This is a genomic window from Anoxybacteroides voinovskiense (genome assembly GCF_014196205.1).
GTDB classification, from domain to species: Bacteria; Bacillota; Bacilli; order Bacillales; family Anoxybacillaceae; genus Anoxybacteroides; species Anoxybacteroides voinovskiense.
This window is the reverse complement of record NZ_JACIDE010000021.1, coordinates 30010-49840: the sequence shown is the minus strand read 5'-3', so window position 1 is coordinate 49840 and position 19831 is coordinate 30010. Positions and strand designations below refer to the sequence as shown.

Annotated in this window: 26 protein-coding genes; 7 read left to right on the top strand and 19 right to left on the bottom strand. The window is 43.9% G+C overall.

Annotated elements, in window-relative coordinates; all coding sequences use genetic code 11:
- Positions 1 to 107: 107 nt before the first annotated feature.
- Both GGR02_RS13055 and GGR02_RS13050 read right to left on the bottom strand, forming a co-directional pair.
- The gene (locus GGR02_RS13055) at positions 108 to 230 is read right to left on the bottom strand and encodes a GapA-binding peptide SR1P (protein WP_183185469.1); all 123 of its coding nucleotides are present in this window, start codon (positions 228 to 230) and stop codon (positions 108 to 110) included.
- A 143-nt stretch (positions 231 to 373) separates the two neighbouring features.
- Positions 374 to 676, bottom strand: coding sequence for a DUF3055 domain-containing protein (locus GGR02_RS13050; RefSeq protein WP_183185468.1), 303 nt, complete (start codon positions 674 to 676; stop codon positions 374 to 376).
- A 107-nt stretch (positions 677 to 783) separates the two neighbouring features.
- Between GGR02_RS13050 and GGR02_RS13045 the strand changes: the two genes are divergently transcribed.
- Positions 784 to 1197 (top strand): DUF1885 family protein, encoded by a 414-nt coding sequence (locus tag GGR02_RS13045; protein ID WP_183185467.1) that lies wholly within the window; start codon positions 784 to 786, stop codon positions 1195 to 1197.
- A gap of 18 nt (positions 1198 to 1215) precedes the next feature.
- Here the strand turns inward: GGR02_RS13045 and GGR02_RS13040 are convergent, their stop codons facing one another.
- The 6 genes from GGR02_RS13040 to GGR02_RS13015 all read right to left on the bottom strand — a co-directional run bounded on the left by GGR02_RS13040 (position 1216) and on the right by GGR02_RS13015 (position 7520).
- Entirely contained in the window at positions 1216 to 1455 is a 240-nt protein-coding gene (locus GGR02_RS13040; protein WP_183185466.1) for a hypothetical protein, read from the bottom strand.
- A 94-nt stretch (positions 1456 to 1549) separates the two neighbouring features.
- Positions 1550 to 2959 carry a dihydrolipoyl dehydrogenase gene (lpdA, locus tag GGR02_RS13035; protein WP_183185465.1) on the bottom strand — a complete coding sequence of 470 codons (1410 nt, stop codon included), beginning with the start codon at positions 2957 to 2959 and terminating at the stop codon, positions 1550 to 1552.
- A 5-nt stretch (positions 2960 to 2964) separates the two neighbouring features.
- Positions 2965 to 4257: a dihydrolipoamide acetyltransferase family protein gene (locus GGR02_RS13030; RefSeq protein ID WP_183185464.1), complete on the bottom strand. Its 1293-nt coding sequence runs from the start codon at positions 4255 to 4257 to the stop codon at positions 2965 to 2967.
- A gap of 185 nt (positions 4258 to 4442) precedes the next feature.
- Complete coding sequence (locus GGR02_RS13025) at positions 4443 to 5420, bottom strand: alpha-ketoacid dehydrogenase subunit beta (protein WP_183185463.1); 978 nt, start codon at positions 5418 to 5420, stop codon at positions 4443 to 4445.
- Between the two features lie 2 nt (positions 5421 to 5422).
- Positions 5423 to 6532, bottom strand: a complete 1110-nt coding sequence (gene pdhA / locus GGR02_RS13020; RefSeq protein WP_066323454.1) for a pyruvate dehydrogenase (acetyl-transferring) E1 component subunit alpha — start codon at positions 6530 to 6532, stop codon at positions 5423 to 5425.
- A gap of 364 nt (positions 6533 to 6896) precedes the next feature.
- A complete protein-coding gene (locus GGR02_RS13015; RefSeq protein ID WP_183185462.1) occupies positions 6897 to 7520 on the bottom strand; it encodes a YkyA family protein in 624 nt (207 codons plus the stop codon).
- A gap of 46 nt (positions 7521 to 7566) precedes the next feature.
- Between GGR02_RS13015 and def the strand changes: the two genes are divergently transcribed.
- Positions 7567 to 8121, top strand: a complete 555-nt coding sequence (def, locus tag GGR02_RS13010; RefSeq protein ID WP_183185461.1) for a peptide deformylase — start codon at positions 7567 to 7569, stop codon at positions 8119 to 8121.
- Between the two features lie 27 nt (positions 8122 to 8148).
- On the opposite strand, the gene GGR02_RS13005 is transcribed toward def, so the two are convergent.
- On the bottom strand, positions 8149 to 8925 hold the full coding sequence (locus tag GGR02_RS13005; RefSeq protein WP_183185460.1) for a Cof-type HAD-IIB family hydrolase: 777 nt from the start codon (positions 8923 to 8925) through the stop codon (positions 8149 to 8151).
- A 451-nt stretch (positions 8926 to 9376) separates the two neighbouring features.
- Here GGR02_RS13005 and GGR02_RS13000 point away from each other — a divergent pair, with 451 nt between their 5' ends.
- From GGR02_RS13000 to GGR02_RS12985, 4 genes are all read left to right on the top strand, one after another.
- Complete coding sequence (locus GGR02_RS13000; RefSeq protein WP_183185459.1) at positions 9377 to 9586, top strand: DNA-dependent RNA polymerase subunit epsilon; 210 nt, start codon at positions 9377 to 9379, stop codon at positions 9584 to 9586.
- A 3-nt stretch (positions 9587 to 9589) separates the two neighbouring features.
- Positions 9590 to 11257, top strand: a complete 1668-nt coding sequence (gene rnjA, locus GGR02_RS12995) for a ribonuclease J1 (protein ID WP_183185458.1) — start codon at positions 9590 to 9592, stop codon at positions 11255 to 11257.
- A 212-nt stretch (positions 11258 to 11469) separates the two neighbouring features.
- Positions 11470 to 11922 carry a TlpA family protein disulfide reductase gene (locus GGR02_RS12990; RefSeq protein WP_183185457.1) on the top strand — a complete coding sequence of 151 codons (453 nt, stop codon included), beginning with the start codon at positions 11470 to 11472 and terminating at the stop codon, positions 11920 to 11922.
- 86 nt (positions 11923 to 12008) lie between these two features.
- On the top strand, positions 12009 to 12677 hold the full coding sequence (locus GGR02_RS12985; RefSeq protein ID WP_183185456.1) for a potassium channel family protein: 669 nt from the start codon (positions 12009 to 12011) through the stop codon (positions 12675 to 12677).
- Between the two features lie 146 nt (positions 12678 to 12823).
- On the opposite strand, the gene GGR02_RS12980 is transcribed toward GGR02_RS12985, so the two are convergent.
- The 10 genes from GGR02_RS12980 to fadH form a co-directional block, all read right to left on the bottom strand.
- A complete protein-coding gene (locus tag GGR02_RS12980) occupies positions 12824 to 13066 on the bottom strand; it encodes a YkuS family protein (RefSeq protein WP_183185455.1) in 243 nt (80 codons plus the stop codon).
- Between the two features lie 57 nt (positions 13067 to 13123).
- A complete protein-coding gene (locus tag GGR02_RS12975) occupies positions 13124 to 14245 on the bottom strand; it encodes an N-acetyldiaminopimelate deacetylase (protein WP_183185454.1) in 1122 nt (373 codons plus the stop codon).
- A gap of 41 nt (positions 14246 to 14286) precedes the next feature.
- Complete coding sequence (gene dapD / locus GGR02_RS12970; protein ID WP_183185453.1) at positions 14287 to 14997, bottom strand: 2,3,4,5-tetrahydropyridine-2,6-dicarboxylate N-acetyltransferase; 711 nt, start codon at positions 14995 to 14997, stop codon at positions 14287 to 14289.
- A 71-nt stretch (positions 14998 to 15068) separates the two neighbouring features.
- Positions 15069 to 15518, bottom strand: coding sequence for a cyclic-di-AMP-binding protein CbpB (cbpB, locus tag GGR02_RS12965; protein ID WP_183185452.1), 450 nt, complete (start codon positions 15516 to 15518; stop codon positions 15069 to 15071).
- Positions 15519 to 15597: 79 nt separating this feature from the next.
- Positions 15598 to 15795: an antirepressor AbbA gene (abbA, locus tag GGR02_RS12960; RefSeq protein WP_183185451.1), complete on the bottom strand. Its 198-nt coding sequence runs from the start codon at positions 15793 to 15795 to the stop codon at positions 15598 to 15600.
- An 88-nt stretch (positions 15796 to 15883) separates the two neighbouring features.
- Positions 15884 to 16030 (bottom strand): hypothetical protein, encoded by a 147-nt coding sequence (locus GGR02_RS12955; protein WP_183185450.1) that lies wholly within the window; start codon positions 16028 to 16030, stop codon positions 15884 to 15886.
- The gene (locus tag GGR02_RS12950; protein ID WP_183185449.1) at positions 16027 to 16287 is read right to left on the bottom strand and encodes a YkuJ family protein; all 261 of its coding nucleotides are present in this window, start codon (positions 16285 to 16287) and stop codon (positions 16027 to 16029) included. The genes GGR02_RS12955 and GGR02_RS12950 overlap by 4 nt, the downstream gene beginning before the upstream one ends.
- 98 nt (positions 16288 to 16385) lie before the next feature.
- The gene (locus GGR02_RS12945) at positions 16386 to 16622 is read right to left on the bottom strand and encodes a hypothetical protein (protein WP_183185448.1); all 237 of its coding nucleotides are present in this window, start codon (positions 16620 to 16622) and stop codon (positions 16386 to 16388) included.
- 49 nt (positions 16623 to 16671) lie between these two features.
- A complete protein-coding gene (locus tag GGR02_RS12940) occupies positions 16672 to 17889 on the bottom strand; it encodes an EAL domain-containing protein (protein WP_183185447.1) in 1218 nt (405 codons plus the stop codon).
- Positions 17890 to 18029: 140 nt separating this feature from the next.
- Complete coding sequence (gene fadH, locus GGR02_RS12935; RefSeq protein ID WP_183185446.1) at positions 18030 to 18797, bottom strand: 2,4-dienoyl-CoA reductase; 768 nt, start codon at positions 18795 to 18797, stop codon at positions 18030 to 18032.
- 152 nt (positions 18798 to 18949) lie between these two features.
- On the opposite strand from fadH, the gene GGR02_RS12930 reads away from it, so the two are divergent.
- Positions 18950 to 19828, top strand: coding sequence for a metallophosphoesterase (locus GGR02_RS12930; protein ID WP_229706220.1), 879 nt, complete (start codon positions 18950 to 18952; stop codon positions 19826 to 19828).
- Positions 19829 to 19831 lie beyond the last annotated feature (3 nt).

Below are 19831 nucleotides of genomic sequence, written 5' to 3'. Positions count from 1 at the left end.
AGGGTGCCAACGCACCCTGTTTTCATGCAAAAAAAAGCACATGCCGCTCCCGTTCTGCATGCGCTTTCATTATATCGAAACCTTTCCCCCATTGTTTAAAAACCGTGTTACTCTCGCTCGTCTACTTCTTCATGACCACATTGTGTACATTTTCCGTAAAGCGTTGTCACTTTTTCGTCTTCAAAATGCCCAATTGTTGAATTGCATGTTTGACAAACGATTGTGCCCATCCCCATAACCCCTTTATGATGATTTAATGATTGGCTAATTTAATAATAATATATCATATTTTGTTTGTCAATTATTAATTTGTATGTCACATTTAAATAAAAATGCAACAAAAAACGGGCGTTATGCCCGTTTTTTGCCTTCACTAATAATCATATTCTGGATGCAACGCCGTCGCTGGAAGAACATCGGAGAAAAACTCAGCTAAATCTGCTGCCTGCTCGGCCGTATCAATTCGGAAAATTCGCTGCAAATACTCATGGTTTTCAACGTCTTTTGGATCGAGGAGAGTCGAGCGGCCTGTTTGCATACAAATGACGAGCGGCTTGCCAAAAAACATATTCGTATACACAATCCCAAAATCATACCGCGTATCTTTTGTCGTAAAGCCAACGAACCGCACTTTCACTTTTTCGTATTCATCATACAACTTTTCAAACAAATTCATAAACTCCCCCCTTTAAATATACTGAATTTTATTATAATTCAAATTTCTTTTTGAATCAATAGCAAAAATGTTGCGATAATGTTACAATATCGTTGGGGGTGATCGAAATGTCCACACATGCATACATAAAGCTTGTACCAGCATCGAAAAAGAAAACGATTACATTAGAAGAAGTAAAAGAGCTGTTTCACACATATCAACAACTAATGAAAAAAACAGGCGAACAGCTCGGGTGGGGATTTGAAAATGCCTCGTTTCCTTATCAAATCGTAGAGGCAGACGGAAATGGACAGTGGTTTTATTTAAAAGGAACGAACGACCGTTACCATTCAATTATTATTGGGGTCGGTCAAGAAAAGACAGAAGACGACGAAACGTCATTTATTCAAGTAACGCTTCCAAACAACGCTACGCATGGAGACAAAGGAAAAGCGAACGAATTTTGCAAATTTCTTGCAAAACAATTAGAAGGGGAATTGCATTTATTTAACGGCAGAATCATGTATTATTATAAGCGATAGCCCGAAGCTATCGTTTTTTTATATGAACTCCCAAACAAAATGTTGGCAACTAAAATAGATAATTGCTGTAACGCATGTTGTCAATAACGCTCTTTTCGTTCGCAAGCCAACTTTCCGTGCTAGCAAAAACGCCAAATATAAAAACATGCAAAGCAACATTCCACGAAATAGCGGACGATCGCGGCCAGATAACCATTCCACGAGCGAAAAACTACTCCAAATCATCATTTGCAGCAAAAAAACGACGTACGCTTTCATTGGGAATCCCCTTTTTTCCTTTTTACCATAACCATATGACTTTACGAGAGAAAATAGTCATAAAAAAGGACATCCCCCCGGATGTCCTTTTTCTTTATTTAATGATATGGATTGGGCTGCCAAGAACGACTTCCGCTGCTTCCATCGCGATTTCGCCTAACGTCGGATGCGCATGAATCGTCATCGCAATATCTTCTGCTGTCATCCCTGCTTCAATCGCAAGTCCAAGTTCGGCAATCATATCCGATGCGTTCGGACCGACGATTTGTGCCCCGATAATCACGCCATCGTCTTTGCGTACGACGAGCTTCATAAAGCCTTCCGCATCGTTGAGTGCCAATGCGCGGCCGTTTGCCGCAAACGGGAATTTTGCTGTTGTAACGTCAATGCCTTCCTCTTTCGCTTGTTTTTCAAAATAACCGACCGATGCACATTCAGGGTCTGAGAACACAACCGCTGGAATCGCTAAATAATCCATCTCCGACGGATGACCTGCGATTGCTTCCGCCGCGATTTTCCCTTCGTACGACGCTTTATGGGCAAGCGGCGGCCCTGGAACGATGTCGCCAATTGCATAAATGTTCGGTACACTCGTACGGCATTGTTTATCAATTTCGATGAGCCCACGCTCTGTCATTTTCACACCGACTTGTTCGAGCCCTAACTCATCTGTATTCGGGCGGCGTCCAACGGTGACAAGCACATATTGTGCATCAACTGTTTTCGTTTCCCCTTGTACTTCGAACGTCACCGTTACGCCATCTTCGCGTTCTTCCACGCCTTTCGCAAGCGCGTTTGTGAACACTTCGACGCCTTTTTTCTTTAAGCGGCGCTTCACGACGGCACTCATTTGTTTTTCAAAGCCGGATAAAATTTCATCTGCACCTTCAAGAATGGTCACTTTCGTCCCAAAGTTCGCGTACGCTGTCCCTAATTCTGTTCCGATATACCCTCCGCCGATGACAACAAGCGATTTCGGGATTTCCGGTAAGTTTAATGCGCCAGTTGAATCAAGAACGCGCTTTGAGAACTTAAATGCAGGAAGTTCGATTGGACGGGAACCAGTCGCGATGATGGCGTTTTTGAATTTGTACGTTTGTGCACTTGTTTCTGTCATGACGCGCACGGTATTTGCATCGACAAAATATGCCTCGCCGCGAACAATTTCCACTTTATTTCCTTTTAATAATCCTTCGACGCCGCCTGTCAATTTTTTAACAACGCTCGCTTTCCACTCTTGCACCTTCGCAAAGTCCACCGTTACGTTTTCCGCTTTAATCCCCATGTCTTCGGAATGGGTTGCCATTTCGTAGCGATGACCTGCCGAAATTAACGCTTTCGATGGGATGCAGCCAACGTTTAAGCATACGCCGCCGAGATTGCCTTTTTCAACAATCGTCACCTTTTGCCCTAACTGAGCGGCACGAATTGCTGCCACATAGCCGCCAGGGCCGGCTCCAACGACAAGAGTTTCTGTTTCAATTGCAAAATCGCCGACTACCATAATTATTACGCCTCCATTAATAATAGTTCAGGATCGTTTAGTAAACGTTTAATATGATTCAACGCATGTTGTGCCGTTGCACCGTCGATCATGCGATGGTCAAAGCTTAACGATAACGCTAATACTGGCGCAATAACGATTTCTCCGTCACGCACAACTGGCTTTTCTGAAATGCGACCAATGCCAAGAATCGCCACTTCTGGATGGTTAATGACTGGCGTAAACCATTGTCCGCCTGCAGAACCGATGTTTGTAATCGTGCAGGACGCCCCTTTCATTTCGTTCGGCATTAATTTGCCGTCGCGCGCCTTTGTCGCAAGTTCGTTAATTTCTTTTGCTAACGCAAAAATCGACTTCCGATCAGCATGTTTGACGACCGGAACGAGCAATCCTTTATCCGTGTCTGCTGCGATGCCGATGTTGTAGTAATGTTTATGAATAATTTCTTCTGTTGCATCGTCAATTGATGTGTTGAGCGCTGGATATTCGCGAAGCGCAGACGTTAACGCTTTAACAACGTATGGTAAAAACGTTAGTTTGATGCCTTTTTGCGCCGCCACTTCTTTGAATTTTTTCCGATGCGCAACAAGTTTCGTTACATCTACTTCATCCATTAATGTGACGTGTGGCGCTGTATGTTTCGAGTTCACCATCGCTTTGGCAATCGCACGGCGGATGCCGCTCATTTTTTCGCGCGTTTCTGGGAACTCGCCTTCTAACACAACTGGTGCAGCGGCAGGTTTCGCTTCTACTTTTGGCGCTACTTGCTCTTCCGCCCGTTGTTCTGCTGCCTCTACTGCCGGCGTAGCGGCTACTCTACCTGCTAAGTATGCGTCAATATCGCTTTTTAACACGCGGCCATTTTTGCCTGTTCCTTGTACTAAGCGAATGTCGACTCCTTTTTCGCGTGCATATTTGCGCACAGAAGGCATTGCAATCACGCGGCGATTCGGATCTACCGCTGTCGGTGTTGCTTCTGGTTGTTTTGGTGCCTCTTCTTTTCTTTCTTCCGCTTTTGGTTCGTCATGGTCTTGCCCTTTAAATTTTAAATGTTCATATCCAGGGGCATCGAACGTTACAAGCGTTTGCCCAACCGTTGCCACCGTTCCTTCATTCACTAAAATTTCTAATACTTTCCCTTTGACAGGAGAAGGAATTTCGACAACCGCTTTATCGTTTTGCACTTCGCATAGCACGTCATCTTCATTTACTTCATCTCCTGGTTTCACGAACCATTTGACAATTTCGCCTTCGTGAATACCTTCCCCGATATCTGGTAGTTTGAATTCAAACGCCACTGTTTGTCGACCTCCTATTTTTTCGCAATGCGGAGGAGGAAGTAAGCTTCCTCCTTCCTACTTTTAGACGCTCATCCGTGTTGATTTATTTAAGTCGGCAAACGGCTCGTTTGCCGACTACGGCAGAAAAACGATCAATGTAGTAATGCTACTTGGCTGATCAGCTGACGTAATAAACGCACTTGTTAGAAACTCATCACTTTTTTCACTGTTTCGATGACATCTTTAAAGTTTGGCAACCATACTGGCTCTGCTTGCGAGAACGGATATACTGTATCTGGAGCCGCCACGCGCAACACTGGAGCTTCTAGGCTAAGAATCGCCCGTTCATTAATTTCTGCGACGACGTTTGCTGCAATACCTGCTTGTTTTTGCGCTTCTTGCACAACAATGGCGCGACCTGTTTTCTCTACAGAGGCAATAATCGTTTCAATGTCTAACGGTTGTACAGTACGCAAGTCAACAACTTCCGCTGAGATGCCTTCTTTTTCAAGCTCTGCTGCTGCTTTCAACGATTCATGCACCATCGCTCCGTACGTAATAATCGACACATCTTTTCCTTCGCGTTTAATGTCCGCTTTGCCAATTGGAATCGTATATTCTCCTTCCGGCACTTCTTGGCGGAACGAACGGTAAAGCTTCATATGCTCTAAAAAGATGACCGGGTCGTTATCGCGAATCGCAGAAATAAGCAACCCTTTAGCGTCATACGGTGTCGATGGAATGACTACTTTTAATCCAGGCTGTTGCGCAACAAGTCCTTCTAAACTGTCCGCATGCAATTCTGGCGTATGCACGCCCCCACCAAATGGCGAACGAATCGTAATCGGCGCGTGGAAACGGCCGCCAGAACGATAGCGCATCCGCGCCATTTGTCCAGAAATCGAGTCCATGACTTCATACACGAATCCAAAAAACTGAATTTCCGGAACAGGTCGGAATCCTTGGAGCGCAAGACCGATTGCCAAACCGCCGATTCCTGATTCTGCAAGCGGGGTATCAAATACGCGCTCTTCGCCAAACTCCGCTTGTAGCCCTTCTGTTGCACGGAACACGCCGCCGTTTACCCCAACGTCTTCCCCAAACACTAATACGTTCGGATCGTTTTTCATTTCGATGCGCAACGCATCCGTGATTGCTTGAATCATTGTCATTTGCGCCATGCTTATTTCGACTCCTTCTCTTTATAAATTTCATATTGTTCTTTTAAGTTAAATGGCATCTCTTCGTACATGATGCTCATTAAATCTGTCACTTTTTGTTTTGGTGTTTCGTCCGCTTTCTTAATCGCTTCTTTAATATCTTCTTTCGCTTGTTCAATGACGCGATTTTCTTCTTCTTCGCTCCATAATCCTTTTTTCTCTAAAAATTTACGGAAGCGAACGATCGGGTCTTTTTTCTCCCATTCGTTTTCTAACTCTTTCGTGCGATAACGTGTCGGGTCGTCCCCTGCCATCGTATGCGGACCGTAACGGAAGCAAAGCGTTTCAATAAGCGTCGGTCCTTCACCGTTAATCGCGCGTTCGCGAGCTTCGCGCACTGCCACATATACTGCTAACGGATCCATGCCGTCGACTTGAATGCCAGGAATCCCTGCTGCTACTGCTTTTTGGGCAATTGTTTTCGCTGCGGATTGTTTTTCGACTGGCGTTGAAATGGCGAAACGGTTGTTTTGCACCACAAAAATCGCTGGCGCTTTAAATGCACCGGCAAAGTTAATTCCTTCATAAAAATCACCTTGCGAGGCGCCTCCGTCTCCTGTGTACGTAATCGCCACCGCTTTTTTTCCGCGTTTTTTCATTCCTAACGCCACGCCCGCTGCTTGAATGATTTGCGCACCGATAATAATTTGTGGCGGCAATACGTTTACACCTTCAGGAATTTGGTTGCCATGGAAATGACCGCGCGAGAACAAAAACGCTTGATATAATGGAAGTCCGTGCCAAATCATTTGCGGCACATCACGATATCCCGGCAAAATGAAATCTTCTTTTTCTAAAGCAAATTGGCTCGCAAGCTGGCTCGCTTCTTGTCCAGCTGTTGGTGCGTAGAACCCAAGACGTCCTTGACGGTTTAACGAAATCGAGCGTTGGTCAAGCACGCGCGTATATACCATTCGGCGCATTAACTCTTTCAATTGCTCATCGCTTAATTCCGGCATCGCTGCTTCGTTTACGATTTCGCCTTCTTCATTTAAAATTTGAAATGTCGGGAATTGCTCTGCTACTTTTTCCAATTGCTCTTTCACATGAAATACGGATGTTTTTGCACCCATTCCTTTCACCTCTACCTTTCTTCTATTAAAAAATTTAAATGTCAGTTCACCGAGTGTCATTCTAGCTTTAATGTGCCCAAAATTCGCGAGAAAAAGACAACAGCCAATCGCTTTAGTGAATCGGTTGTCAATAAACGCCAATAACAAAAACTGTATCAATGATTAATCAAAAAAAATTAATACAATTTTCGCTTGTATTTTTAAGTTTACACCTTCTCATTTCTAACGTCAATTACTTTGATATTTCAAAATTACACTATTCGTACGTTTTTAAAATAAAAAAGATCTGTTATAGTATATAAACAGATCTGTACTATATTCTGTACTATATCACATATGATAGAAAAAGTTGTCGAGTCGGCTGCTACGGAAGGATTTTATATAGTTGCTTTTTTTCTTGATTATACTGCTTCGTATATTCGTTAAATTGCTCGTTCGCCGCAAACAATTTTGCATACGCCTCATTCACTTCACCGATTTGTGTTTGCAACTCAGCTAACGTGACATCTGGCTGCTTGAAAAGGCGGTATAGTTCTTTTTCGGCGGTCAATGCCGTATGATAATGAGCGTATAGTTTTTCATAAGAATCGTACCGTTTGTTCCCTGTTTGAATGAGCTGATGCAACCGTTGTTTTAATGTTTCATCGTGAAGGTTATCGGCGTATGTATTGATTGTTTCTATTTGTTTGGCAGCTTTTTTGATATTCCTGTACTCTTTTTCAAGCTGCTTCTCTCTTTGTTTGATAAGCGCTTCTGCTTCGCTAACCAGTTTTTCTATGTCCTCTACTTGTTTCATTCCAAGCGCCATGATATCGTTGTAAAGAGCTGTTTGTTTCTTTTCAAGACGAACAAGTTCGTTTTCATTTTCGCTTATATTTGTTTCGTATTTCCCAAGCTGTTCAAATAACCGATTGATTTGTTGTTCAGGTGTTGTGCACGCTTGTAGTAAAATAACAACGAATACGAATAAATATTTTCCTACGTTCAATCCGTGTCCCTTCTTTCGTTAACTTTAATACGAGGAGTGAAAGGTGATGATTACAATGAAAGACATTATTAAAGAAGGTCATCCAACGTTGCGAAAAGTAGCGGAACCAGTTTCGCTTCCTGCATCTGCCGAAGATGAAGCGATTTTACGAAGTCTGTTAGAATATGTAAAAATGAGCCAAGACCCAGAGTTAGCAGCGAAGTACGGACTTCGTCCTGGCATTGGATTAGCTGCACCGCAAATTAACGTGTCAAAGCGAATGATTGCTGTGCACGTGCGCGATGAAAAAGGGACGCTATATAGCTATGCATTATTTAATCCGAAAATTGTAAGTCATTCCGTGCAATTGTGTTATTTAACAAGCGGAGAAGGATGCTTATCCGTTGACCGCGACGTCCCTGGCTACGTTCCGCGCTACGCTCGTATTACCGTAACCGGTACGACACTCGAAGGCGAAGCGGTTACGTTGCGGTTAAAGGGGCTCCCTGCTATCGTTTTCCAACATGAGATTGACCATTTAAACGGCATTATGTTTTATGACCATATCGACCAAGAAAATCCGTTTAAAGTTCCAGAAAACGCTATCCCTATCGAACGTTGAGAAAAAGAAGGGCGAGTGTGCCCTTCTTTATTTGATTAGCTCCAGCTGCTTTAGCCCGTATAAAATTCCTTCTTCATCGACGCGCTTTGTGACGAAATCAGCGACTTGTTTCACTTCCTCTTTTGCATTGCCCATCGCCACCCCTGTGCCGACAAACTGCAACATTTCCATATCGTTCAATCCGTCACCGAAGGCATATACATCTTCTTTCGCCATACCGAGGCGCTCGATGAGCTTGCGAATTCCTTCCGCCTTTGAACCGCCGACTGGCAGCACATCCGTTGAAACGCTATGCCAACGCACGAAACGAAACTCCGGGTAAGCGCTAACGTATTCGTGTTCTTCTTCTGGTCGACAAAACAATAGTGCTTGATAAATGTCGCGCGTTTCATAATATATTGGGTCATGCGGCGGATGAGCAAACTTTAAACTGCCCATGCTGACATGAATGTACGGATGGTCTTCCACACTTGCCCGCATCGTGCTTTCATCCATAAAAACAAGCGGATGTCCGTTTTCGTCGGCTTCTTCTTTCAACTCATGTAGCTTATGGCGCTCGAGCGGATTTTTATAAATGACGTTTCCTTCAAAAACGACGTACTGGCCATTAAAACTAACAAATGAATGAATCCCTAGCTTCTTTCGTAAATCAGAAAACATAAACGGCGCCCTTCCTGTCGCGATTGCCACATACACCCCTGCCTCTTTTAGCGCCTGCACTGCTCGGACGGTCGATGGCGGCAACTCTTTGTTCTCGTCAAGCAACGTGCCATCGATGTCAAAAAACACAATTTTTTTCCCCATGTTTTCTCACCTGTCATTAAAAAATCATTGCCTCATCATTACGTTAATGGAAAAAAGAAACGGTGTCAAATAAAACCAAGTTCCAGCTTTCTCCATGAAAAACATAGCCTTATATTCATATACTAAAGACAAGAACATTTACTTTCGTCAAGAAATGAGTACAATAAGAAATAGGGAGTGATGTGAGATGTTGAAAAAGCTCAAGAAAAAATTGCTCCAACAATGGAAAGATTTGCTCCGAAAAAAATCAATCGCCTAGCGTCATAAGCCCTTCTGTTCGAAGAAGGGCTTTCTTTTAAAACGTTGCTTGAATGAAACTTCCCCGTTTCGTCAAAGATGGTAAGACAAATATTCGTAACGGAAAAAAGGAAGAAAAACATGAAAAACATCTTTGTTTTATATATAATAAAAAAGTTAAGGAAATTATCGGTCAGTAAGGAGAGATTTTGTAATGATTTTTAAAGTGTTTTACCAAGAGAATGCGAACGAAGTGCCTGTGAGAGAAAAAACGAAAACGTTGTATATTGAAGCACAGTCAGAGCGCGATGTACGCCAAAAGCTAAAAGAACGGAACTTCAACATCGAGTACATTCATCCGCTTGAAGGTGCTCATTTAGAATATGAAAAACAAAACCCAAATTTTTCGGTATTGGAGATTTAGATGATGAAATTTTTAAAAGAAAACCAAGTTGGCGTATTTGCTCTCGGCGGATTAGGTGAAATCGGGAAAAATACATATGGCGTACAATTTCAAGATGAAATTATTGTTATTGATGCTGGAATTAAATTTCCTGAAGATGAATTGCTCGGAATTGATTACGTCATTCCAGATTATAGCTATTTAGTGAAAAACGCCGAGAAAGTAAAAGGAGTATTTATTACTCACGGGCATGAAGACCACATTGGCGGCATTCCATATTTGCTTCGCCAAGTGAATGTTCCCATTTATGGTGGGAAACTTGCGTTAGGACTCATTCGCAATAAACTAGAAGAGCACGGGCTATTAAGCCAAACGAAATTAATCGAAATTAAAGAAGACGATGTCATTCGTTTTTCCAAAACAGCCGTGACGTTTTTCCGGACAACCCACAGCATTCCAGATAGCTATGGCATCGTTGTCAAAACACCAGCGGGGCAAATCGTGCATACAGGAGACTTTAAATTTGACTTTACGCCTGTCGGGGAGCCTGCGAATTTGACAAAAATGGCGGAAATCGGAAAAGAAGGCGTGCTATGTTTATTGTCCGACAGTACAAATAGTGAAATCCCGCATTTTACAATGTCGGAACGCCGCGTTGGCGAAAGCATTCACGACATTTTCCGAAAAGTGCAAGGCCGCATCATTTTTGCGACGTTCGCTTCTAACATCCACCGCCTCCAGCAAGTAACGGAAGCAGCGGTGTTAAATAACCGCAAAATCGCTGTATTCGGTCGCAGTATGGAAGCAGCAATTGAAATCGGGCAACAGCTTGGCTACATTAAATGCCCGAAAGATACGTTTATTGACGCGGGACAAATTAATCGTCTCCCAGCAAACCGGATTACGATTTTATGTACCGGAAGCCAAGGCGAGCCAATGGCGGCACTATCCCGCATCGCTAATGGGACGCACCGCCAAATTCAAATTATCCCTGGCGATACGGTTGTGTTCTCGTCTTCTCCGATTCCGGGAAATACGGTCAGTGTGAACCGCACGATTAACATGTTGTATCGCGCTGGTGCCGAAGTCATTCACGGACCGCTAAGCGATATCCACACTTCTGGTCACGGTGGGCAAGAAGAGCAAAAGCTAATGATTCGCCTCATGAAGCCGAAATACTTTATGCCGATTCACGGAGAATATCGAATGCAAAAAATGCACGCCAAACTTGCGGTGGACTGCGGTGTGCCTGAAGAAAACTGCTTTATTATGGACAACGGGGAAGTGCTTGGCTTAAGTGACGAAGAAGCAGGCGTCGTCGGCAAAATTCCGTCCGGCTCTGTCTATATTGACGGCAGCGGCATTGGCGATATTGGAAATATCGTCTTGCGCGACCGCCGCATCCTTTCGGAAGAAGGGCTCGTCATCGTCGTTGTCAGCATTAATATGAAAGAATTTAAAATCGCCGCTGGGCCAGACATTATTTCGCGCGGATTTGTGTATATGCGCGAATCGAGCGATTTAATTAGCGACGCACAAGCGCTTATTACTAAACATCTCGAAAAAGTGCTCGAACGGAAAACAAACCAATGGTCCGAAATTAAAAACGAAATTACCGACACACTCGCCCCATTCCTATACGAAAAAACAAAACGAAAACCAATGATTTTGCCGATTATTATGGAAATATAGAAAAGCGGAGGCGACTGAACAGCTGTGACGGGGCGAATGTTCTTCCCCCCTCGAGGTGCTCGTCACCTCGAGGGGGAAGGTTATTCGACACCCGAGCAGCTAGGAGCCGTAGCTAGAAAAGAAAAGCGGAGAACAATCCTTGGCGTAGCCAAGGAAGCATCTATCGAAACGAGGTCTAACAGAACGTTAGACCTTTTTCATGGGGGATAACAATGAAGCTACGTGAGTTGATGCCAGATTTAAACGGTGCAACCGCTTATTTAAACGGAAAAGTGACAAAAGAGCAGCTACAAGATAAGCCGACACTCATTCACTTTTGGGCGGTAAGTTGTCATCTTTGCAAAAAAGCGATGCCGCAAGTAAATGAACTTCGCGACCGCTTTCAAAATGAGTTACATGTGGTTTCCATACATATGCCACGTTTAGCGAGCGATTTACATATCGAACTCGTGAAACAGACAGCGGAAGAACACGATATTACTCAACCGATCTTAGTCGACAACGACCGGAAAATTACAGAAGCGTTTGAAAACCAATATGTCCCTTCGTATTATTTGTTTGATGCGGAAGGAAAGCTCCGCCATTTCCAAGCAGGGGGAACCAGCATGACAATGCTAGAAAACCGCCTTATGCGCCTATTGGAAGAAAACAAACGATCGGAATAAAAAGGAACTGGCTTGCAGTTCTCATTGCCTTTTTTGCATCCGCGTATTACATTAAAAATAGTAGATGAAGCACTGGAGGAATTTATGTGAAAAAGAAGCAGTTTGCGGTTATTGGGCTTGGTCGTTTTGGCGGTAGCATTTGCCGTACACTAAGCGAACAAGGAATGGAAGTATTGGCGATTGACGTTGATGAAGACCGCGTCAATGAATATGCGTCGATTGCTTCCCACGCGGTCGTCGGAGACTCTACGGACGAAGCGGTACTAAAAAGCTTAGGGATTCGCAATTTCGACCATGTCATTGTGGCAATCGGTGACAACATTCAAGCAAGCATTTTAACGACGTTAATTTTGAAAGAACTTGGCGTACAAAACATTACGGTCAAAGCGACAAACGATTACCATGAAAAAGTGTTAAAGAAAATCGGCGCCGATCAAGTCGTGCATCCAGAGCGAGACATGGGTGAGCGCATTGCGCATAGCATTATTTCCAACAATGTTCTCGACTATTTAGAACTGTCAGATGTACATAGTATCGTAGAAATTGCCGCAAGCGATCGGCTGGACGGGCACTCGTTATTAGAGCTTGATATTCGTGCGCGTTACGGCATTAATATCGTTGCAATTAAACGAGGCAATCAAGTGATTGTATCTCCACTTGCGTCAGAAATTATCCGAAAAGGCGATGTGCTCATTGTGATTGGTGCAGACGAAGACATTGACCGCTTTGAAACAAAAGTCGTAAGCAATGAATAAAAGGGGCTGACTCAAAAGGTCGACTTTCTCCAAGGAAGATACAGTATATAGTTTCACAAAGATGTTTCGTACACATATATAGGTATAACAAAGGGTGCCCCGTTTCTTTTGGGACACCCTCTTTTTTGTCGTCTTCGCTTTTCGTTTTATCGAACGGTTGCTTCGACTTTTTGGCAAATTTCTTCCGCTGTTAACCCGCTTGCATCGATGACTGCGCCTCTCGTGACCGCGTTTTGAATGCCCATGACGTTTACGTCTTGGCCTGTCACGACACAACAGTCACACCCTTTAGCATCGCTTTCTTGCCGAAGCGGGACAACTTCGTATCCTCTTTCTTTTAACGCTACTTGTACGTTCGTTAATGACGGTTCGACACCGATTTTCGCCATCGTCACCCACCTCCTCCGTTACATAATGTGGCTAAACAGAGGAGAAAGTATGCAACACTAATTGTTTCCTTTCCATGAAAGATAAGCAGTTACTAGCGAAATTGCGAAATCAATCGCGCGTTCGTCTGGCAGCAATTGCGCATGGTGTAACCCAAACGGGGAATCGACACCAAGCCAAAACATAAATCCAGGAATTTTCGCAAGCATGTAGCCAAAATCTTCTCCCGTCATCGCCTCTTTACAGCGAACGACCGTCGTATTGGACAATTGCTCGGCAAATTCGATAAATTCGGTCGTTAATGCTTTATCGTTATCGACTTGGTGATACATCGAACCGTAATCAATCGTCGCTTCACACCCATAAGCGATTTCGACTCCACGCACGATCGCTTCAATTCGCTCTTTCACTTTCTGCATCGATTCCACTGATAACGTGCGAATCGTTCCTTCTAAACGGGCGCGTTCGGCGATGACGTTTTGTACCGTCCCGCTCGTAATTTTACCGATCGTGATCACAGCGCTATCTAACGGATCGACGTTTCGCGCAACGACAGACTGCAGCTGTGTCACGAGCGAGCATGCTGCTACAACCATATCGTTCGCTAAATGCGGAAACGCCGCGTGACCACCTTTTCCTTTTAAATCAATAAACAACTCCGACGTATTCGCAAAAAGCAGCCCTTGTTTCGTCGCAATTGTACCGACTGGATATTCTGGGGCAATATGCAAAGCAACAATCATATCAGGCCACCATTGTTTCATTATTTCACTTTCAAGCATCGGTAGCGCACCGCCTGGCCCTTCTTCCGCCGGCTGAAAAATAAACAATAAATCGTCACGAATTGGCTCGTGCACAAAATGTGTCAATACTCCAAGCGCAATGCTCATATGAAAATCGTGCCCGCATGCATGCATATACCCTTCATGCTCCGAACGGTACGGGACGCCTGTTTCTTCTTGAATCGGCAATCCGTCGATGTCCGCGCGATACCCGATCGTTTTCGTCGGACGTATCCCATGCACTTTAACGAAAATACCCGTCCGCCACGTTTTCACTTCTAACCGTTCTTGCGGCAATGTCGCGAGATAATCTAATAAATAACGTTGCGTTTTCACTTCTTGGAACCCTAGTTCTGGGATTTTGTGCAATTCCCGGCGAATGGCAACAAACTGACTCATTTTCCCTCTCCTTTGCAAAAAGCGTGGAAGTTTTCCACGCTTTATAGTTGGCGAAGTTCTTGCTTAATTTCTGTTTTTGCTTTTGTTTTCTCGTCAATTTGCTTAATGACGCGTGCTGGCACGCCGGCTACGACCGTATAAGGAGGCACGTCTTCGATGACAACAGCGCCTGCTGCAACGACTGCTCCTTTTCCGACAGTTACTCCTTCTAAAAGGACGGCGTTTGCCCCGATGACAACATCGTCCTCAACAATGACTGGTTTTGCAGAAGGCGGTTCAATGACCCCTGCTAATACGGCACCTGCTCCAACGTGGCAGTTTTTCCCTACCGTTGCTCGCCCGCCAAGCACCGCATTCATATCAATCATCGTTCCTTCGCCGACGACAGCCCCAATATTAATCACTGCTCCCATCATAATGACCGCGTTGTCGCCGATTTCCACTTGGTCGCGAATGATTGCACCCGGCTCGATGCGCGCTTTAATTCCTTTTAAATCAAGGAGCGGAATCGCCGAATTGCGGCGGTCGTTTTCGACGACATAATCTTCAATCCGCTCTTTGTTCGCTTCCAACGCTTCTTTAATTTCCTGCCATTCGCCAAAGACGACGCCCGTATTTCCGGTCAGGAACGTTTTCGCATTAGCACCAAAGTCAATGCCGTCAAGCTCTCCTTTTATGTATACTTTAACCGGAGTTGCTTTTTTACTATTTTGAATAAACGCAATAATTTCGTTCGCATCCATCATTTTCATCGTTGCTTCCTCCTTTTTTGTTCTTATTTTTTTACTTTAACAAAACGTTGTTTATGCTGACAAGCAGAAATTCACCCTTTTGCATTTAGCCGGCGCAGCTGCCGATTTAATCGCTTTAATACTTCCCGTCTTGTAAAAATCCCTTCAAAATAACCGTCTTCGTTTTCCACGCAAACAAACGGATGGTTGACCACTAATTCAATCCCTTTCATCACATGATCCGTTACCATTAACCTAGGAATGTCTTTATTCATCACTTGTTCAACTTTCATCGTTTCGAGCCGCTCAAATTCAATTCGTTCCAGTCCTAAAATGGCATCCATAATGGCGGTCATGCTAATTAAGCCATGCAATTTATACGATATATCTAGCACCGGAACGGCGGAATAGCCTGTTCTTGTAAGCACGAGCAACGCATGGTCTAAAAAATTGCCAATTTGGACATGCGCTACTTTATCCGAAGGAATTAAAAACTGCGCCACCGTTTGTTGAAGAAATTCTTTACTATCGAAACTAATCATGCTCATTTTCCGCCTTTCTATTAAACTCCCCTTTTAGTTTACCACACCCGACACTAGAGCAAAAAAAATAACTACCGCCTTATAGCGATAGTTCATTGCAAATCCGTTCATACAGCTTTACTAAATGACGATACCGTGCTTCATCCACTTGCTTCTGTCCGCTTTCCATATCAGCAAGCTCAGAGCTAATGATTTCTAGCGCGTATCGTTGATTAAATAACACCTCTAATAGCAAGCATTGCTCGTCTGGCGATAATCGCTCCATCCATTTTTCCATCGCTATTCCTCCTTCCGTCCACTAATGGTATATTCACAAAGACGAAAAAAAAGTCCAAGAAAAAAAGCCTTCGCCACTGGAAGACTTTTTATCCTTTGCTCGTATAAATGTTGCGCAGCATAAATTGGCACGAAGGACATGTGTAAATTACGTTTTGGTTTGACTGTGCTGTCAACACTTCCTCTAAATACGCTCGCTTTTGGCAAGCGGGGCAAACAACTACCGGCTTTTTCATCTCATCGCCTCACTTTTTTCATCAAGCAATTCAAAAATTTCAATGGCAATCATATCAATATTATCGAATTGATACGTTTTTGGTTTTTTCCCTTTCTCATACACTTCGAGCATGTATGTATCTGTTTTCGCTAAATACGTCACACTGCATTTTTTTTCGCCATTTACTTCAAAATTGCGTTGAGGTGCTTCACTTCCATTTTGTTCTTGTTCCCGAAGCTGCATTAAACGTTGAATAATTCCTAACAATTGAGACATCGATTTTTCCCCTTTCTTTCCGAAAACGAACGGTTTATTGCCCCTCGACCATATTATAGCAAAAAGAGCAGCCCTTTCATAGGACTGCCCGTCACGCGTTACCATTGCGTATTGATCGCTAAATAAATAATCGATCCGACCGCTAACAATCCTGCCAGCAAATAAGCTAAAAGAATAGGGTTACGAACATATGGATGTTCCTGAATTTTTTCGTTGATTGGAGCATCGTACTCCCCTTGCAACTTTTGCCGCCTGCCGAGCATGACCGTATAAATAAACCCGATGACTGCAATAAGGAAGATGAGAATCGATAAAATGAATGAAAGTTGCGCCATTATCTTTTCACCTCATGTTTACTTTCCCACGACGATTTCGTTTTATGCATTAATAATGGGCATCTTGTTCAAACAAATAGCTGTAGGATAAGTCGATGAACAAATAATGGCGTTCGTCCATCGGGTATGAATACGTACGAATCGTTTCCCCTGTTTCAATGTCCGCATATAAATCCGACAAAATGCCACGTTTGCGCGAACGCATTCGGATAATGTTTTCTAAAAAATAAGGACGCCAGCTCCAGTTTTTCATGTAATATTCTGGTTGTATTTCCCACATATTATTGCGTTTAAAGATATTTGCTGACCGCTGGAAGCCGTCTTCGTCGCAGACGTATACGCGAAAACAAACGTCGCCCAATTCGTTAGCAATCGCCGCAATCAGCTCATTAACATCGATTGCTTTTTTATGTTTTGCTAGTAGTGCGGTGAGGCGCTGCTGAAATTGCTCGGAAATGTTGTATAACGTTTGTAGCTTTTTCTTTTCTTGTTGAATGAATTGGTGGCATTCATCGCGCAACCGGTCTTTTAAAAAGTCTGCAGGCAATAATTCTGGTTTCGGCTTCGCTAAGTAATACCCTTGATAATAGCGGCCGCCGTTTCGCCATGCGTATTGCAGTTGAAAAGACGCTTCGATGTCTTCGTACAACAGCGTCGCCCCTATTTTTCGTGCCAACAGCGAAATGGAATAAAGGACGTCTTGGTACGAATAGCTTGCTGACGTTTTCCGCAATTCGCGCAAGTCCATTTTTAAAATATCTGGCGCGAGTAAGCTAATTCGTTCGAGGTTGCTGCTATGTTCGCCGATATTATCTAGCGCCACGCGAATGCCGTATGTACGAATATATGTTAACAGATGGCTTAATTGGTCGAAATCGCCTTTGAAATGTTTTTCATTAATTTCTAATACGATTCGATCAAGCGCCAGCCCTTTTTCTTCGTACTGAAATAAAAGCGTTAAAAAAGATTCCGCACGGTCGAGCATTAATAAATTGGCATCGCGATTAAGGAAAATGAGTAGCTTTTCGTCGCCATTGGCAAGGAAATGATCGAGCGCTTTTTTCGTTACCGTTTCATCTACTTCCAACCGAAACTCTTCCGGAATCGTTTCGTCATGAAAAAACGGTCCTAAGCTATCTACGTGCTCTCCTGTTTCGTATCTCCCTAATACTTCATATCCAATTACCCGATGTTCGTCCGCGCTGAAAATCGCTTGGTAGTACGGAACGACATGTTGCAAATTGGCTATAATATCTAACGCATCCACGTTGCTCACCTCTTTTTGCACTCGTCATTTCGCATATTATACCATATGATGCTCTCCATTTATAAATAAAACGCGCGTGGTCATCTTGCTGACCGCGCGCGTTTTTTCAAGGGCTAACGAGTCGCCTCCGCTTTTCTTTGTTAAAAAGGATGTTGATTTAGCCACTGTCCTCCGTCCATTGTAATGCATTCTCCGTTAATATAGGCTGCGTCGTCGGAAAGTAGAAAGGCAGCGAGTGCGGCGATTTCTTCCGGCGTTCCGAGCCGTCCGAGCGGAACGCTAGCAAGTGTCCGTCTTGCCGCCTCTTCCGACTCCCAAAGCTTTTCTGCCCCACCAGTTCGCTCAATTGGACCTGGAGCGATGGCATTCACACGAAAGCCGTACTTTTTGCCCCATTCGACCGCTAGCGTCCTTGTCATCGCTAATACCCCTGCTTTCGCGCAAGCGGAATGAATGACGCCAGCGCCCGCGTTCCACGCATATGTAGCGACCATGTTAATAATCGAGCCTTTTTGCCCGTTTTGAATCCAATAGTTGCCGACTTCACGACTGCAATAAAACGTTCCGTTTAAAACGATGTTAATAACGCTATTCCATCCGTTAATCGACAGCTTTTCCGCTGGGCAAATAAAGTTCCCTGCTGCATTGTTAACTAACGCATCAATTTTTCCGAATTCCGCATCCGTTCGTTTCACCATTTCCGCGACAAGTTCTGGGTCGCGCACATCCATCGCAATCGGCAACACTTTCCCGCCCGTCGGCGTTTCAATTTCTTTCTTCGTTTCTTCTAGCGCTTCCATTCTTCTTCCGGTAATAACGACATGCGCCCCGTCGGCAACAAACCGTTTCGCCATATATTTCCCCATGCCGCTCGACCCGCCTGTCACAATAATTACTTTCCCTTGCATGTTCCTCCCCCTTTTTAATGACTGATTACTCATTCATTTTTATTATACGACAAATAGACATAATTTTCTAACATTTATTTTAACGATTTGTTTCTTTTCTATTCCCTTTTTCCCATTTATAATAAAACTAATTGTGAAAGGACGATGGGAAGATGAAAACAGCGACTACTATGACACGAAGAACGTTTTTGCAAAAAAGCATTACTTCATTGTTCGGCGGAATAGCTCTCCCTTCTTTCGGCTATTATTACGCTCGATTTATCGAGCCGAAGCGGCTAACAGTCACCGCCCATACAATCAGCCATTCATTAATTCCGAAAAGCTTTGACGGCATAAAAATCGTCCAGTTTAGCGATACCCATCTTGGCTATCATTTTTCCCTTGCCCAATTGCGCCGCGTCGTCATGCGGATAAACGACCTAGCGCCAGATGTCGTCGTATTTACTGGGGATTTAATGGACGCACCGAATCAATACCGCTTCTCGCACGACATTGCCCCGATTCTTACAAAAATTCGCGCCCCTTTAGGTAAATTTTGTATTTACGGAAACCATGACCACGGTGGGTACGGAACGGACTTATACAAAAAAATTATGAAACAAGCCGGATTTCGTGTATTAGTAAATAAACACGCTTGGATTGAACAACCCGACAAAAGTAAAATTGCCATCGTCGGTGCTGACGATTTAATGCTTGGAAAACCAGATTTCGCGAAAATGTTTCAACCTATCCCTCCAGCGACGTATACGATTTTATTGTTGCACGAGCCAGACGGCGCAACGAAGGCAGCACGTTATCCTGTGCATTTGCAATTATCAGGGCATAGCCACGGCGGGCAAATTCAGCTTCCGTTTATCGGTCCGCTCATTACTCCACCGCTTGCCGTTCAATATTACGAAGGTTTTTATCGCATTCAAGACATGACCCTTTACGTCAACCGCGGCCTCGGTACGACGCGAATGCCGTTTCGCTTTTTAACGCCCCCTGAATTAACCGTCTTTACATTAAAACATGAGCCGCCTTTGTCATAAGGC